The sequence below is a fragment of the Nodosilinea sp. E11 genome (genome assembly GCF_032813545.1).
Lineage (GTDB): Bacteria > Cyanobacteriota > Cyanobacteriia > Phormidesmidales > Phormidesmidaceae > Nodosilinea.
On the sequence record NZ_CP136520.1, the window covers coordinates 1,399,468 to 1,415,502 of the forward strand.

General features: G+C 58.9%; 10 protein-coding genes. 5 read left to right on the plus strand and 5 right to left on the minus strand.

Annotated elements, in window-relative coordinates; genetic code table 11:
- Positions 1–353 precede the first annotated feature (353 nt).
- The gene (locus RRF56_RS08540) at positions 354–884 is read right to left on the minus strand and encodes a ComEA family DNA-binding protein (protein WP_317037216.1); all 531 of its coding nucleotides are present in this window, start codon (positions 882–884) and stop codon (positions 354–356) included.
- 210 nt (positions 885–1,094) lie between these two features.
- Complete coding sequence (locus tag RRF56_RS08545) at positions 1,095–1,478, minus strand: NINE protein (protein ID WP_317037217.1); 384 nt, start codon at positions 1,476–1,478, stop codon at positions 1,095–1,097.
- 172 nt (positions 1,479–1,650) lie between these two features.
- Between RRF56_RS08545 and RRF56_RS08550 the strand changes: the two genes are divergently transcribed.
- From RRF56_RS08550 to ileS, 5 genes are all read left to right on the plus strand, one after another.
- Positions 1,651–2,604, plus strand: coding sequence for a J domain-containing protein (locus RRF56_RS08550; RefSeq protein WP_317037218.1), 954 nt, complete (start codon positions 1,651–1,653; stop codon positions 2,602–2,604).
- Positions 2,605–2,720: 116 nt separating this feature from the next.
- Positions 2,721–5,402: an aconitate hydratase AcnA gene (gene acnA, locus RRF56_RS08555; RefSeq protein WP_317037219.1), complete on the plus strand. Its 2,682-nt coding sequence runs from the start codon at positions 2,721–2,723 to the stop codon at positions 5,400–5,402.
- 231 nt (positions 5,403–5,633) lie between these two features.
- Positions 5,634–6,659, plus strand: a complete 1,026-nt coding sequence (locus RRF56_RS08560; RefSeq protein WP_317037220.1) for an anti-sigma factor antagonist — start codon at positions 5,634–5,636, stop codon at positions 6,657–6,659.
- Between the two features lie 103 nt (positions 6,660–6,762).
- Positions 6,763–7,860 carry a Ycf66 family protein gene (locus tag RRF56_RS08565; RefSeq protein ID WP_317037221.1) on the plus strand — a complete coding sequence of 366 codons (1,098 nt, stop codon included), beginning with the start codon at positions 6,763–6,765 and terminating at the stop codon, positions 7,858–7,860.
- 172 nt (positions 7,861–8,032) lie between these two features.
- Positions 8,033–10,915 (plus strand): isoleucine--tRNA ligase, encoded by a 2,883-nt coding sequence (ileS, locus tag RRF56_RS08570; RefSeq protein ID WP_317037222.1) that lies wholly within the window; start codon positions 8,033–8,035, stop codon positions 10,913–10,915.
- 19 nt (positions 10,916–10,934) lie between these two features.
- Here the strand turns inward: ileS and RRF56_RS08575 are convergent, their stop codons facing one another.
- From RRF56_RS08575 to RRF56_RS08585, 3 genes are read right to left on the minus strand one after another with little or no spacing between them, the layout of a single operon-like run.
- Entirely contained in the window at positions 10,935–12,980 is a 2,046-nt protein-coding gene (locus tag RRF56_RS08575; protein WP_317037223.1) for a response regulator, read from the minus strand.
- A complete protein-coding gene (locus RRF56_RS08580; protein ID WP_317037224.1) occupies positions 12,941–13,387 on the minus strand; it encodes a response regulator in 447 nt (148 codons plus the stop codon). The genes RRF56_RS08575 and RRF56_RS08580 overlap by 40 nt, the downstream gene beginning before the upstream one ends.
- Positions 13,341–15,659: an ATP-binding protein gene (locus RRF56_RS08585; protein WP_317037225.1), complete on the minus strand. Its 2,319-nt coding sequence runs from the start codon at positions 15,657–15,659 to the stop codon at positions 13,341–13,343. Before RRF56_RS08585 ends, RRF56_RS08580 begins: the two co-directional genes overlap by 47 nt.
- Positions 15,660–16,035 lie beyond the last annotated feature (376 nt).

Consider the following 16,035-nt stretch of genomic DNA (forward strand, 5'->3'; position numbering starts at 1 on the left):
TGTGAGGCCAGCCTCTAAAATGACAGAGCGTTTTTAATTTCCTAAAAATACTCCGACAAAATTAAGTTTTGGCCATGGCGACCTAAGGGCCTATGACCCTAGATATCTTTTAATAGGGGACTTTGGCGCTTAAATGCGATCGCTACCGCTCAGACTAACCCATCCCTCAACTTGCTTAATTTGATTGCACAATTAAATCTATAGAAAGACGTAAATTTTCCCCTGATGTCTCTCATAAACAAGCCCAGCAAGCCAGATTTTTGTGATTTTCGTTACATCTGCTTGGGCTCATTTGTTATTTAGCTAACGAAAAATTTTCTTGCTTAGAGAAAATAATGCTAAAGCTTTGTGGCTTAGGGCCGCAGGTAATACATCAAGGCCTGCACTAGATCAGGTGGCAGTCTAAGGCGGCGCTGCAAATCGGCCAGGTCTTGGTAGGAGCCATGGCGCGATCGCTCTTGCACAATCGCCTGGGCCAGCGTGGGGGGCACTCCCGGCAACCCGCAGAGCTGCTGGGCAGTAGCCTGGTTGAGGCTGAGCGCGGGTAGGGCACCGCCATACTCGTCGTAGTAGCAGAAAGACAACACTGGGGCCAAGGGCTGCAAGTGGGCTGGCGCAACCCCTAACGCTGCCGCCAGATCATCTAGGCAGTGAAACTGTACCCCCGTTTGGCGCAGGCGCACCAACCCCTGGGCCTGACGAATGGACAGCCCCGGCAGCCGCAGCCAGTCGTCTACCGTAGCCCGATTGACATCGAGCGAAAATCCTAGGCGGGCCGCCTGGTCTACCTCCTGGTACGACCGTAGCCGGTAGCTCGGATCTTGGCCCAGCCGACTAGCCAGGGGATTGAGCTGCGCCCTCAGGGTTTGCCAATGCTTCAGCACCGCGAATTCTGCCTTGCCTTAGGGGTTAACCACTCAACTCTAATCGCTCCACCCAAAAACGGGGTGGATGCTGACTGTAGCCCTGGTAAACTGCCAAGCCAAAAATGACCCGTCAGGGGGTATAGAATTCAGGGTTTGTTGTGTCAAGTACTAGTTGTGCCAAGCACTAGCTCACGCTGCGGTGCTGAACAGGCAGAGCAGAACAGGCAACTAGGTAACTTGTTCTAATAGGTGGCGGCGTTTCTGCTCAAACTCCAGTTCTGAGATTAAGCCCTCCTGGCGCAGGGTATCGAGCTCCCGCAGCGCCACCCCCAGGGCACTCACCTGAGCGCTCACCCGAGTCGGGTCCAGGGGAGAACTCGCCTGTGCCACCGAATCGCTCCAGCGCTGGGCAAAGTCATCCGCTGACTGGGTCAGCAACATCACCCCTTCGATGGCGCAGGCTACCTTAGGAATGGGAGTCAGCCCTAGCAGCAAGTACAATATTCCCCAGAAGGGTTGCCCCAGATAAAATTTGTGTAGACCCGAGAGCGGTGTCAACACTCCTACCCACGCCAAAATAACGGCTGTCCGACGGCTACGCTGTGCCAACATGATTGCCCTTCGCTATTCCCTAAAGCCCGTAGAGTGTAAAGCTTTAATCTAATAATCTTGTGAATTCAGTATAAGACGGGCGTAAAGAATCGACATTGCCACCCTCTATCGACTCTGCCTCACCGATCCCATCCGTAACAATAAGCAAAACCCTCCCTAGCGCTGCACCTGCATGCCTCACGCCGCCTTCTCTCCCGAATGGCTCCATCGCTTTACAGATCCCTACGCGCTGCTAGGGGTATCGGTCGCGGCGGACGAGCGCCGCATTCTCAAGCGCTACCGGGCGGTGGCCAAGCAGCTCCACCCCGATGCCCTAGTAGAAGTGCCAGCAGATCTACGCCAGTTCGCCGATCAGGTGCTGCCTAAGCTAGTCAACCCAGCCTATCAACGGCTCAAGCAAGAAAAAGGCCGCAACGAGGTGTTGGCAACGTTGCGATTCAAGGTGCGTCGCCTCAGTCGCGAGCAGCAGCTTAAGCCTACTGCTGAGCCCAGCCAAGCCTTACTCAAGGTGCCTGAGCTTGAGATCGATGTGTTTTACGAGCAGGCGGTAGAACAGCTGTGCGATCGCCAGTACGAGACCCTAGCCGAATTTGAGACCCGTACCCAGCAGCTCAGCGAACTCAACTTGGTCTATCTGTACCGCAAGATGGGCGCACCGGTGATTCGAGAAAAGCGGACTGGGCTTATGGCCACTGCGGCTACACCCAAGTCGCCAGGGGCGATGCCCGATCTTCCCGGCGATAACCAGATCCCCTCAGAACAGGTATACGCCGATCGTCATTTTGGCCGCGCCCAAGAATACCTCAAAGGCAAAAATATTCAGGCCGCCATTCAAGAACTCAAAGATGCCCTCAAGATTGACCCCCAAAACAGCAGCTACCACTGCCTCATGGGCCAGGCTTACTTACTCAACAAACTACCTGGGATGGCTAAGGTGCACTTTAAGCAAGCCCTGCGCTTCAACCCCAAAAATGCCGTAGCCCTCAAGTATGCCCAGCAACTCAACGTCAGCCTAGCCGACATCCCTCGCCGCGAGGCGGGCGCAACCGCTGACTCCAAGGCAGCACCGACCGCCGAAAAGCGATCGCGGTTTGGCGGCCTGTTTTCTAAGGGGCCAACTCGCTAAGGCAGATTGCTCTCTGGGGCGCGATTGGCAACACAGCCTACAGCACAGCGGGGCAGCCAATGTAATAAGATCGCATCGCTATCTATGCCCGTCGCGACTCGGAGAGCCACACCGCCGTGAACAGCTTTAACGCTAAGACCCATCTCACCGTAGGCAGCACTACCTACACCATCTACAGCCTGCCCGCCGCTGCTACCACCCTGGGAGACATCAGCCGCCTGCCCTTCAGCCTCAAGGTGCTGCTCGAAAACCTGCTGCGCCACGAAGACGGGCGATCGGTCACCGCCGCAGATGTCCAGGCGATCGCCGATTGGCTCCAGACCCAAACCTCCAGCCGCGAGATTGCTTACCGCCCCGCCCGCGTGCTGATGCAAGACTTTACCGGGGTGCCCGCCGTGGTTGACCTGGCCGCTATGCGCGACGCCATGGTCAACCTGGGCGGCGACCCCGACAAAATTAACCCCCTGTCGCCCGTAGATCTGGTGATCGACCACTCGGTGATGGTTGACTCCTTCGGCAGCGCCGCCGCTTTTGACCAAAACGTTGAGAAAGAATTTCAGCGCAACTTTGAGCGCTATGCCTTCTTGCGCTGGGGCCAAAACGCCTTCGACAACTTCCGCGTGGTGCCCCCCGGTACCGGCATTTGCCACCAGGTCAATTTAGAATACCTGGCCCAGGTGGTGTGGACCAAGGACGAAAATGGCGAAACCATCGCCTACCCCGACACCCTGGTGGGCACCGACAGCCACACCACCATGATCAACGGCCTCTCCGTGCTGGGCTGGGGCGTGGGCGGCATCGAGGCCGAGGCGGCCATGCTGGGCCAGCCCATCTCGATGCTGATTCCGGAAGTGGTGGGCTTTAAGCTCACTGGCTCGCTGCCCGAAGGGGCCACCGCCACCGACCTGGTGCTCACCGTAGTCGAAATGCTGCGGGCCAAGGGCGTGGTCGGCAAATTCGTCGAGTTTTACGGCGACGGTCTTGACCACCTCACCCTGGCCGATCGCGCCACCATCGCCAATATGGCCCCCGAGTACGGCGCGACCTGCGGGTTCTTCCCCATCGATGGCGAAACCATTCGCTATCTAGAGTTTTCGGGCCGCGACCCGGAGCGGGTAGCCCTGGTCGAAGCCTATGCTAAAGCCCAGGGGCTCTGGCGCGAAGCCAACGCCCCCGACCCCATCTTCACCGATGCCCTAGCGCTAGATTTAGCCACGGTAGAACCGTCTTTGGCCGGGCCAAAGCGGCCCCAGGATCGCGTTACTCTGGCAGCCCTCGCAGCCCAGTTCAAAACCAGCGACTTTCCCGGCTTTAGCGGTAAAGACTACAGCGAGAAGCGATCGGTGCCCGTAGCCGGAACTGACTACTCCCTCACGGACGGCGACGTGGTGATTGCCGCCATTACCAGCTGCACTAATACCTCCAACCCCTCGGTGATGATCGGTGCGGGTCTGGTGGCCCGCAAGGCGAGAGAGAAGGGACTGTCCGTTAAGCCCTGGGTCAAGACCTCCCTCGCCCCCGGCAGTCAGGTGGTGAGCGACTACCTCGAAAAGGCCAACCTGCAAGCAGACCTCGATGCCCTGGGCTTTAACCTGGTGGGCTACGGCTGCACCACCTGCATCGGCAACTCGGGGCCGCTGCCTGCCCCCATTGCCAGCGCCATTGAAGAGCATGACCTGGTGGTGGGCGCGGTGCTCTCGGGCAACCGCAACTTTGAGGGCCGGGTCAGCCCTCACACCAAAGCGAACTATCTGGCTTCGCCGCCGCTGGTGGTCGCCTATGCGATCGCAGGCAACCTGGCCATCGACCTCAAAACCGACCCCATCGGCCAAGACTCAGAAGGCCGCCCTGTTTACCTCAAAGACATCTGGCCCACCAGCGCCGAAATCTTTGAGGTGATGACCGCTGCTCTCACCCCTGAGATGTTCCGCAGCCGCTACAGCAACGTGTTTACCGGCACCGCCGACTGGCAGCAGATTGCCACCCCCGAAAGCCAAACCTACACCTGGAACGGCGACAGCACCTACGTGCAGAACCCGCCCTACTTCACCGATATGGCCCCTAGCGTCAACGGTCAGGCCTTTGCCGATATTATCGGGGCGCGGCCCTTAGCCATTCTGGGCGACAGCATCACCACAGACCACATCTCTCCCGCTGGGGCGATCAAAACCGACAGCCCCGCCGGTAGCTATCTAGTGGGCAACCAGGTCACCGCCGCCGACTTCAACTCCTACGGCTCTCGCCGGGGCAACCACGAGGTGATGATGCGCGGCACCTTCGCCAACATTCGCCTTAAAAACGAAATGGTGCCCGGATCCTCTGGCGGCGTCACCAAGTACATGCCCGACGGCACCGATCTGTCGATTTATGATGCGGCGATGAAGTACCAGGCCACCGGCACCCCCCTGGTGGTGATCGCGGGCAAAGAGTACGGCACTGGGTCGTCGCGCGACTGGGCCGCCAAGGGCACCCGATTACTTGGGGTTAAGGCAGTGGTGGCCGAAAGCTTCGAGCGCATTCATCGCTCTAACCTGGTGGGCATGGGCGTTTTGCCGCTCCAGTTTATCGACGGGGCGCACCGTGGCATGCTACACCTCGACGGTAGCGAAACCTTCGACCTGACAGGCCTCAGCGGCGGTATTCAGCCCGGCATGACGGTCACCTTAGTGATTCATCGGGTCAAGGGCGACGCTACCACGGTGCCCCTACTGTGCCGCATCGATACCCTCGATGAAGTGGAGTACTTCCGCCACGGCGGCATTTTGCCCTACGTGCTGCGACAGTTGCTGGCCGCCTAAGGGGCCTGAACTGCTAGATCACCCCCGGGCTGGAACCGAGGTGCCCTGCGTCCGTCAAGGGAAAAAACACTCAGTTTTTCCTAACCAACTCCTCAACGACTCGTTAAGACTCCTTGAAGTTGGCCCCAGGAGCAGGGCAAACCGCCGCCAGGACCTCTATAGTTTGGCCATTGTCCGGGGGAACTCTGACATTATTTTTGACGTTAACCATTACCTACCAGGGATGCCGGTATGTCCTCATCCATTGCCTCAGACAAGGATCCACAAGTGGCCGAAGCACAAACCCCAGCGGATGAGATTGTAACGCCCTGTGTTGTTAGCGTACCGTCAACCTTGACCGTGGTTGAGGCAGTTGAGTTTGAACAGCAGGTAAAGCGCCAGAGCTCGAGCCAGCCAGCGCCTAAAACCATCGTCATCGACTTGAGTCAGACTGGCTTTATTGACAGCAGCGGCCTAGGGGCCTTGGTAATCTGCTATCGCACTTGCCACGGCAAGGGCATCTCTATGGTGCTGCGGGGCGTTCAAGAGCAGGTACGTATGGTGCTAGCGCTGACCGACTTAGAACAGCTGTTCACCTTTGAGCCAGTGGCAGGCGCATCTGCCGAACCAGCTCCCCCGCCCGAAATGCGGTTTGTGGCTCTGACAACCCATCCTTCAGTGACCTCTCGGGGCAAGCGAGCGATGGATATTATCGGGGCAATCGTGGGGCTTTGCATTACTGCGGTGCTGGCGGTACCGATCATTGCGGCCATCAAGCTTGAAGACGGTGGCCCTATTTTCTTCAAACAAGTGCGCTGCTCGTGGATGGGCAAGAGGTTTGAAATCTGGAAGTTTCGCTCTATGGTGACCGACGCCGAAGCGCGTAAGGCCCAGGTTAAAAATGAAGTAGAAGGGCCGCTGTTTAAAAACGAAAACGATCCTCGCATTACCAAAGTAGGTCGGCTGCTGCGCCGCACTAGCTTAGACGAGCTGCCTCAATTTTGGAATGTGCTGAAGGGCGACATGAGCCTAGTAGGCACCCGCCCCCCTACCCCAGATGAACTTGAACAGTACAAGGTGCCCGAGTGGCAGCGCCTTGATGTGAAGCCCGGCATGACCGGCGAGTGGCAGGTCAATGGTCGCTCCAGCGTGAAGAAGTTTGAAGACGTGATTCGCATGGACTTGGACTACCAGAAAAACTGGAGTCTGATGTACGACATTCAGCTGATTGTCAAGACTATTTTGGTGCTGTTTTCTAAGAAGGCAGGGGCGGCCTAGGCCGTCAGCAAAGGGTTAAAGGAGGGTTGACTGTAGAATCTTGGTCTGACTTGGCCAGCCACGATACAGTGGTGGTATTGAGGTTGCGGGCACACCGAAAAATATGGGGGTTCAAGTTCTGGCGATCGCGGTTTGGCTAGGCAGCGTTGCCGTTTATGGAGCCGCCTTTTTCTTTCCGGAAGTTCATCGCCGCCACGATTTTTTTTGGAGTGGGGTCGGGGCGTTTTATGGCTTAGTGCTGTGGTTTACGGCAGCCCAAACCTCGCCCACCGAGCTGCTGGGCCATTGGGCCAGCGTTGTGCTGCTGGGCTGGCTGGGCTGGCAAACTCTGACCCTGCGCCGCAAGCGCACCCCGCTCGATCTGCAAACTCCCCTCACGGCAGACTCCTGGCCTACCTTTGGGCGGCAGCTCAAGCAGTCGGTGTTGACCCTGCTCAAAGCGACGCCCCTGGGACGCTGGCTGCCTGAGACAGATACTGAGAGGCCGCCCGGCGATCCGGCGATCGCCGTCAGCGAAATTCGAGTCTCATCGCTCAAAGATGTGGACTATGAGTTTGTCGATGAGCTGACACCTCGCTCAGGCCGGGCTGCTCCAGCCACAATTCTCCCAGTCACTACTGCGCCCACCGATGCAGAGGTACCTGTATCTCCCGTACCACCGGTTAGGATAGCGCGATCGCCCCGCCCCTCCGCCCCCCAGACGGCTGCCAAGCCCAAACCTGCCCCTAGCGCTCCCCAACCAAAGTCCATTCCCATCGGCACTAGGCTGGCTGGCCTCAAAGCGTGGGTGGGAGAGGTGGTAAAAGCCAAGACAGCCCCCAAACCCAAGCGAGCGGTGATCGAAATTCCGCCCCGCCCCTCACCGCTGGGCCGCAAGAAACCTAAGCGGGAGACCATAGATATCCCGCCCCGCCCTTCGCCCCTAGATCGATCAAACAATCCGCCCGACAGAGAGGACGTTCCCCCTGCCGAAACCGTGACGATTGTGGATGCGGCGGCAGTAGAGAGCGATGCCCCAGCGGCCCCCATGGCCCCAGATAACTCCCCCATGGAGAACAGCGCAGCCGTCTCACCCGATGCTCCGCAGACCGACAATACCCATGGTCCAGTCAAGGCTACGGACAATGCTACGGGCAATTCAGGAGGCAATCAGGCAGAGACCAATTGGGATGATGACGAGACCAACTGGCTCGATGACTGAGGTCAAGCCTGCGGCTTAGCCTCCAACCGCAATCTCCCCTCCCCTGCTGCAATTGCCCGCAACCTGACCTAATGTAGAGGAATGATCGCTTAGAGACGGCCTACCGGAGATGTTCCCAGGGCCAAATCTGCGATAATGACGCGAACTATCCTTCACCCTCTGACCTCAGGCTGTGACAGACCCTAAAAGCTACAAAGATACCGTTCTGCTGCCCCAGACCAGCTTTGACATGCGGGCCAACGCCACCAAGCGGGAGCCCGAAATTCAAGCCTTTTGGGCCGAGAACAAAATCTACGAGACCCTGTCGACCAGCAACCCCGGCGAGGTGTTTGTGCTGCACGATGGGCCTCCCTACGCCAACGGCGACCTGCACATTGGCCACGCCCTCAACAAAATTTTGAAGGATACGATCAACAAGTACCAGTTGCTCAAGGGCCGCAAGGTACGCTACGTGCCCGGATGGGACTGTCACGGTTTGCCGATTGAGCTAAAGGTGCTCCAGGCTATGGATGCCGAGGCGCGGGCCAACTTGACGCCCATCAAGCTGCGCTACAAGGCCAAGGCCTTTGCCCTCAAGGCCGTCGATCGTCAGCGAGAGAGCTTCAAGCGCTACGGCGTCTGGGGCGATTGGGACCATCCCTACCTGACCCTGCGGCCAGAGTACGAGGCGGCTCAGATCGAGGTGTTTGGCCAGATGTACCTCAAAGGCTACATCTACCGTGGCCTCAAGTCGGTACACTGGAGCCCCAGTTCCCAAACGGCGCTGGCCGAGGCCGAACTGGAGTATCCCGAGGGCCACACCTCTCCCAGTATCTATGCAGCTTTCCAGATGGTGAGCGCGTCGCCGGAAGCTCAGACGGCCCTGGAGCCTTACCTAAGCGAGCTGGGCGTGGCGATCTGGACCACGACTCCCTGGACGATTCCGGCCAACCTGGGGGTGGCAGTCAATGCCGAGCTGACCTATGCCGTGGTGGAGGTGGCCTCGGGGACACCGTTTAAGTATTTGATCATCGCCAAGGATCTCTGCGATCGCATGGCCCAAGTACTCGGTTCCGAACTCACCCTCAAAGCCGAAATCAAAGGGGCAGCGCTGGAGCATTCTACCTACCGTCACCCCCTGTTCGATCGCACCAGCCCGATTTTGATCGGCGGCGACTACGTGACCACCGAGTCGGGTACGGGCCTGGTGCACACCGCCCCCGGCCACGGCGACGAAGACTTTAAGGTGGGGCAGCGCTACGGCCTGCCGGTGCTCTGCCCCGTGGACGAGAAGGGCGATATGACCGAGGAGGCTGGCCCCTTTGAGGGCTTGAACGTGCTCAAAGATGCCAACCCGGCAGTGATCGAAGCGCTGAAAAAAGCCGGGTCACTGCTCAAGCACGAGCCCTACGTGCACAAGTACCCCTACGACTGGCGCACCAAGCAGCCCACCATCTATCGCGCCACTGAGCAGTGGTTTGCCTCGGTGGAGGGTTTCCGCGACGAAGCCCTGAAGGCGATCCAGTCGGTACAGTGGATTCCGGCTACGGGCGAAAACCGGATTACGGCTATGGTGGGCGATCGCTCCGACTGGTGTATCTCGCGCCAGCGCACCTGGGGGATGCCAATCCCCGTGTTCTACGACACCGAGACCGGCGAACCGCTGCTGAACGAAGACACCCTGGCCCACATCAAGGCGCTGTTTGCCGAAAAAGGGTCTGACGCCTGGTGGGAGCTGAGCGAGGCCGATCTGCTGCCCGAGGCCTACCGCGACAATGGCCGCACCTACCGCAAGGGCACCGACACCATGGATGTGTGGTTTGACTCAGGGTCTTCCTGGGCGGCGGTGGTGCAGCAGCGCGGCGAACTAGACTACCCCGTCGATATGTACCTAGAGGGCTCTGACCAGCACCGAGGCTGGTTCCAGAGCAGCCTGCTGACCAGCGTGGCGGTGAATGGCCATGCCCCCTACAAAACGGTGCTCACCCACGGCTTTACCCTCGATGAGCAGGGTCGCAAAATGAGCAAGTCGGTGGGCAACGTGGTCGATCCGGCGATTGTGATCAACGGCGGCAAAAACCAAAAGACTGAGCCGCCCTACGGGGCCGACGTGCTGCGGCTGTGGGTGTCGTCGGTAGACTATTCCACCGATGTGCCCCTAGGCGGTAACATTCTCAAGCAAATGGCCGATGTGTACCGCAAAATTCGCAACACGGCGCGGTTTTTGCTGGGCAACCTCGACGACTTCGACCCGGCCAAAGATGCGGTTCCCTACGATCAGCTGCCTGAGCTCGACCGCTACATGCTGCACCGCATGACCGAGGTATTTGCCGACATTACCGACGCCTTCGAGACCTACCAGTTCTTCCGGTTCTTCCAAACGGTGCAGAATTTCTGCGCGGTGGATCTGTCGAACTTTTACCTGGATGTTGCGAAGGATCGGCTTTACATCAGCGCGGCGGATTCCCAGCGGCGGCGGAGCTGTCAGACGGTGCTGGCGATCGCGATCGAAGCCCTGGCCCGCTCCATCGCCCCGGTGCTCTCCCACATGGCCGAAGACATCTGGCAAAACCTGCCCTACCCCACCGCCCACAAGTCGGTATTCGAGGCGGGCTGGGTAACACTCGATGCCCAGTGGCAACAGCCGGAGCTGGCCGAAACCTGGAGCCAGATCCGCACCGTGCGCCAAGAGGTCAACAAAGTCCTCGAACAAGCCCGCACGGCAAAGGATATCGGCTCCTCCCTGGAGGCAAAGGCGCTGATCTACGTGGCCGATGCCGAACTGCGCGGGAAGCTAGCGGCGATGAATCCTGAGGATGCGACCACCCCCAGCGGCAACCATGTGGACGAACTGCGCTATCTGTTCCTGGTGTCGCAGGTGGAGGTGCTGGAGTCTCCTGAGGCACTGGCTGGGGTTAAGTGCAGTAGTGAATCCGACGCGCTGGGCATTGGCGTAGTGGATGCGGAGGGCCAAAAGTGCGATCGCTGCTGGAACTACTCGACCCACGTAGGGGAGAGTGCCGAAGATCCGACCATTTGCGATCGCTGCGTTGAGGCCCTGGCCGGTACGTTCTAGTTCCGTCGGGCTAGCCCCTTCAGGCACCGGGCTGAATGCGCTGTAGCAGCTCTTGGTGGGTGAAGGGCTTTGGCAAGAAACTCTCAAAGCCCTGCTGCTCGGCCTTAGCAACCGCCTCGGTGGAATTGAGGCCGCTCATGGCAACCACCCGCAGGCCAGGATTGATGGACTTCAGCAGCGGAATGGCCGTCAGGCCATCCATGGTGGGCATCATCAGATCCATCAGCACGGTGTGGATGGTGGTGGGGTGCGCACTCAGCAGGGCGATCGCCGCTTGGCCACCATCGGCCACCATCACCCGATAGTTGTGCAGCTCTAACACCGTACGCACTACCTCACAGACAGCGGGTTCGTCATCGACAACCAACACAGTTGTCTGATGGCCATCGAGCAGGGTCAGGGGGGCGTCGGCTTCTGCACTGGGTTCGAAGCTGGCCCGCAGATACACCTGGAACTGGCTACCCTGGCCCACCTGACTCTGGACATCGACAAAGCCACCGTGGCTTTCTACAATGCCCAGCACTGCCGACAGCCCCAGGCCTGTCCCCTGGCCAAAGGCTTTGGTGGTAAAGAAGGGGTCAAAAATTTGGTTGAGCACCGCTGGACCCATGCCAGTGCCAGTATCAGCGATGGTCACTCTGATGTAAGGACCAGGCTGGGCTTGAAAATATCGCTGGGCCGAGGCCGGATCGAGGGTCAGGTTCTCGGCGGTCAGGCGCAGCGTACCCCCAGCAGGCATGGCGTCGCGGGCGTTGACACAGAGGTTCATAAACACCTGATGCAGCTGGGTGGGGTCGCCCCAGACCGACCAAAGGCTGTCTGGCACCTCGGTGTAAATATCGATGGATTTGGGCAGGGTCTGCTGCACCAGCTTGCGAATATCCCCCAGCAAATGGTTGACCTGGAGGGCAAAGCGCTTGCCCTCAACCCCCCGCGTGAAGGCGAGAATCTGCTTGACTAAGTCGGCTCCCCGTTGGGCGCTGGCTTCTAAAATGTCCAGCTTGCCCTGCATCCAAGGATCGATGGTTTTGAGCTTGAGCGGCAGCAGCTGCACCACCAGCAAAATCGGCGTCAAAATGTTGTTGAGGTCGTGGGCAATGCCGCTGGCCAGGGTGCCCAGGCTCTCTAGCCGCTGCGATCGCAAGAACTGCGTCTCTAGCTGCTTTTTATCGGTGATGTCCATATGAATGCCCAGCAGGCGTTCGCTATGGGTCTCGAGATCGCAGATCAAGCTGCTGTTGATGGTCAGCCAGTGCACCCGATCGCCCACCAAAATACGAAACTCGGTGTTGAGCCCCTGGCCCTGCTGGAGAGCCTGCCTCAGCTCCTGAACGACCCGTTCTGTGTCGTCTGGGTGCATGGGCCAGGGCCAGCTGGCGCTAAAGCTGGCCATCATGTCAGCCAGGGGCCAGGGCATGTCTGGCGCTGACCTTGAGGCATGCAACGGCTGGGCAGGCGCATCGACACACCATTCAAAGGTGCCAATGCTGGCCGCATTTTGGGCCAGGGTCAGCCGTTCCTGAATGCGCTGGCGCTGCTCAATCTCCTGGCGCAGGTGGCGGTTGGCCGCCTCCAGCTCGGCGGTACGGGCCTGCACCCGGTCTTCTAAGATTTCGTTGGCATCTCGCAGGGCCTCTTCGGCCCGCTGCCGCTCGATCGCATAAAACAGCGATCGCACTAGCACCTCCTGTTGGAGCGATCGCTTCATCAAGTAGTCTTGGGCACCGTGGCGCACGGCGGCCACCGCCAGCTCATCATCGTTGGTGTTGGTCAGCACCACTACCGGCAAGTGGGGGGCCGTTTGCAGCAGCACATCCAGCGAATCGAGGCCGGTACTGTCGGGCAGAGTGAGATCGAGCAATGCGATGTCAAAGCTGTCTTGATCCAGCCAGGCGATCGCCTCCCCCAGGCGCTTAGCGTGGCTGAGCAGGAAGCGACTGCGGGGTGACCCCTTTAGCACCTCCTGCAAAAACCGGGCCTCGGCCAGGTCGTCTTCAATCAAAAGCACGCGCACCGCCCCTGGGCTTAGGGGGTAGGCGAGGGCAGCGTCGCTGTTTCTAGCCAAAATGCCTCAATTCCTTGCACAATTTTGAACAGCTGGGCCAAGTTCCGCGATTTTGAGATGTAGCAGTTGACGTGCAGGTCATAGCTCTTACCGATGTCGTCCTCGTTTCGCGAGGTAGTCAGCACAATGATCGGAATGTGCTTCAGCGCCTCGTTGGCTTTGATCTCCGCTAGCACCTCACGCCCATCCTTTTTGGGCAAATTTAGGTCAAGCAAAATCAGGTCAGGGAGAGTGGCCGACGCAAACTCCCCCTGGTGCTGTAGGTAGGCCATCGCCTCCATGCCGTCCCGGGCGATCACAATCTCGCACGGGGCGGCGGTGCTCTTAAGGGCCTCCTGAATCAGCCGAATATCGCCGCGATTATCCTCGACTAAAAAGATAGTTTTGGGCCTTGCGTCCGTTGCCATGGTGGCGATCGCGTCCTTCAACGGGGATAGTGAAATAGAATGTCGCCCCCTGGTCGGGGACTGCCTCTACCCAAATGCGCCCTCGGTGGCACTCCACAATTTTTTTGCAGATGGCCAGACCCATACCCGAGCCAGCATACTCGTCACGGGTGTGCAGCCGCTGGAAGATGACAAAAATGCGCTCGGCAAACTGCGGGTCAAAGCCGATGCCATTGTCCGCCACCGAAAACAGCCAGTGCTCCTCCTGACGCTGCACCCCAATGTGAATCTGGGGCGTTTCGCCGGGCTGACGAAACTTAATGGCGTTGCCCACCAGGTTTTGGAACAGCTGCATCAGCTGGGTGCCATCAGCCACGATGGTAGGTAGCGGGTCCACGGTGATCACCGCGCCCGTTTCGGACACCCGTCCGCGTAGGTTGCCCAAAGCCTGGTCGAGGGATTGCTGCACTTCGGTCAGCTGCCACTCAATCCCCTGGAGATCGACCTTGCTGTAGGCCAGCACGTCATCGATCAGGGTCTGCATCAGGCTCACCCCTTCCACGGCAAAGCCGATAAACTCTTTGCCGTCGTCGTCGAGCTTGGCGTCGTAGCGCATCTCCAGCAGCTGTACAAAGTTGGCCACCTGGTTGAGCGGCTCTTGCAGGTCGTGGGAGGCGATGTAGGCAAATTTCTTCAGCTCAGCGTTCGATCGCTCTAGGTCATTGGCCAGCAGAGCCAGTTCCTCAGCCTGGCGCAGCACAATGTTGACGATCGCCTTGCGCAGCTCTAGGGCAGCTTTGATTTCCACCGGCTGCCAGGGCAGCGATCGCAGGCTCACCGTCTCCTTCCACAACTCAAAGGACTGGCGGGGGCACAGCCACTGCTCTTCGCCCTCACCCACCAGGGTATAGGCCTCATTGGGGTTGCCGCCCCAGTTCACCGTCTGAATCACCTCGGGGCGAAACCACAGCACGTAGCTACGCTTGGAGATGGGAATCGCCAGCAGCCCGCTGGCCACATCCTTAAACCGCTGGGCCTCGGTGTAGTCCAGGGGCAGGGCATTGGTGACGACAATATCCTGCTCCGATTGGTCGGCCTGGTTGGCCAGCCACTGCACCAGATAGTTCAGTTCCTCCTCGGGCGGGGTGCGACCCAAAATCGTCCACTGACCGCCAAAGCAAATCGCGGCCCCCTTCGCGCCCACCAGATCCAACAGGCTGGGGTCGTGGCGCACCAGGCCATCGACGAAGTAGTCTTCCCGCGCCATCTGGTCGATCAGCGCCGACTGCACCGCCGCCAGCTGCAGCCGGTAGCTCTGGTCGGCCTCCTCTTCTAGGGTCGAAATTTCAGCAAAAATCACCCGGCCCAAAAACTCGCAGGCCTTACGCAGCTCGTAGGACACATACTTGGGCGTTTTGTGGTGGCAGGCAATCAGCCCCCATAGCTTCTGATCCTTCATCAGCGAAATGGTCAGCGACGCCTCCACGTTCATGTGGTGCAGGTACTCGGTGTGGCAGCGGTAGGGCTGGCGCAAAATCGACATCACCAGGTCGGTGCCGTGGTGGGTCACGGGGTTGAGGGCGGGCACCAAATCCACCGGCTCGGCACTGGCGTTGGGAATCACCCGAATCCAGTTGGAGAGAAACATCTTACGAGCGGGCTGGGGCACGTCCGACTCAGGGAAATGTAGGCCCAGGTACGATTCCATATCGTCGAGCTTTTCTTCGGCCAGCACCTCGCCGTGGCCGTCGTCATCAAATTTGTAGAGCATTACCCGGTCAAAGCCCGTCACCTGCCGCACCTCGTGGACAATGATGCGGCAAAAATCGGCCAGGCTCGCCGTTCCCGCCTCCAGTTGCCCGATTGAGGCCCGCGCCAGGTGGTAAAAGCTCAAAAACGGAATCGACTCGTGGGTTGAGGCCGGCTCTAGTTCTAGAATCAGGCAGCCCTCGCTGTTGCGGTGAAAGATGGCATCGTACACGCCGTAGTCATCGCCCCGTCGCCGAACCCATACCTTAGTGGGGTTCAAGACATCTAAATTGTCGTGGCGCAGGCCCGCGCGAATCTGATCTACCTGATAGGCATCCAGCAGATCGTCTAGGGTTTGGCCCAGCACCTCCTCCGCCGATAGACCAAAAGCATCGCGGGTGTTGCGACTCACCTGCACAATCGACAGATCGGCCTCCCGCAGCACCAGCAGCACGCCGTGGGGCTGCACCTGGGTCAGGGTATGAATCTCGGGCTGTTTGAGACTCACGAGCTGGGCGTCAGGGTTTAGATTCCGAAGGGTCATAGCGATCGCTCTCCTGGCAAAAATAGGGGTGTTTGTAGGCGTGGCTGTGGGTAGGCGTGGTGGATTTGGACCTTTAAATCAACAATCTACCGATTCAAAAGCATCTGGAATAACACACTCAGCTAGACAAATACTTAACTAGACAAAACCGTAGATTGATCGAACCCAAACAAGATGTTAATAGGTTGCATTCATCCTTCAAAAACCGGAACCATACAGCATCAGCCTAATTCGCCCCTGCTGCGGCACAACCCATAGCGAATTCGCACCAGCTAAACGCTCTTTAGCACTCTGACCTTAACGGACAGAGAAGCCTAAGAGCCTCAACAGAACAGGGCACCAAACCATCCAGCTAGGCCAATTCATCGTCAACCAT

What these genes read in the sequence shown, in the direction of transcription:
- RRF56_RS08585 (WP_317037225.1), bottom strand. Translation starts at nt 15,659, where the DNA reads ATGACCCTTCGGAATCTAAACCCTGACGCCCAGCTCGTGAGTCTCAAA.
- RRF56_RS08565 (WP_317037221.1), top strand. Translation starts at nt 6,763, where the DNA reads ATGGGGGTTCAAGTTCTGGCGATCGCGGTTTGGCTAGGCAGCGTTGCC.
- RRF56_RS08550 (WP_317037218.1), top strand. Translation starts at nt 1,651, where the DNA reads ATGCCTCACGCCGCCTTCTCTCCCGAATGGCTCCATCGCTTTACAGAT.
- RRF56_RS08545 (WP_317037217.1), bottom strand. Translation starts at nt 1,478, where the DNA reads ATGTTGGCACAGCGTAGCCGTCGGACAGCCGTTATTTTGGCGTGGGTA.
- RRF56_RS08560 (WP_317037220.1), top strand. Translation starts at nt 5,634, where the DNA reads ATGTCCTCATCCATTGCCTCAGACAAGGATCCACAAGTGGCCGAAGCA.
- RRF56_RS08580 (WP_317037224.1), bottom strand. Translation starts at nt 13,387, where the DNA reads ATGGCAACGGACGCAAGGCCCAAAACTATCTTTTTAGTCGAGGATAAT.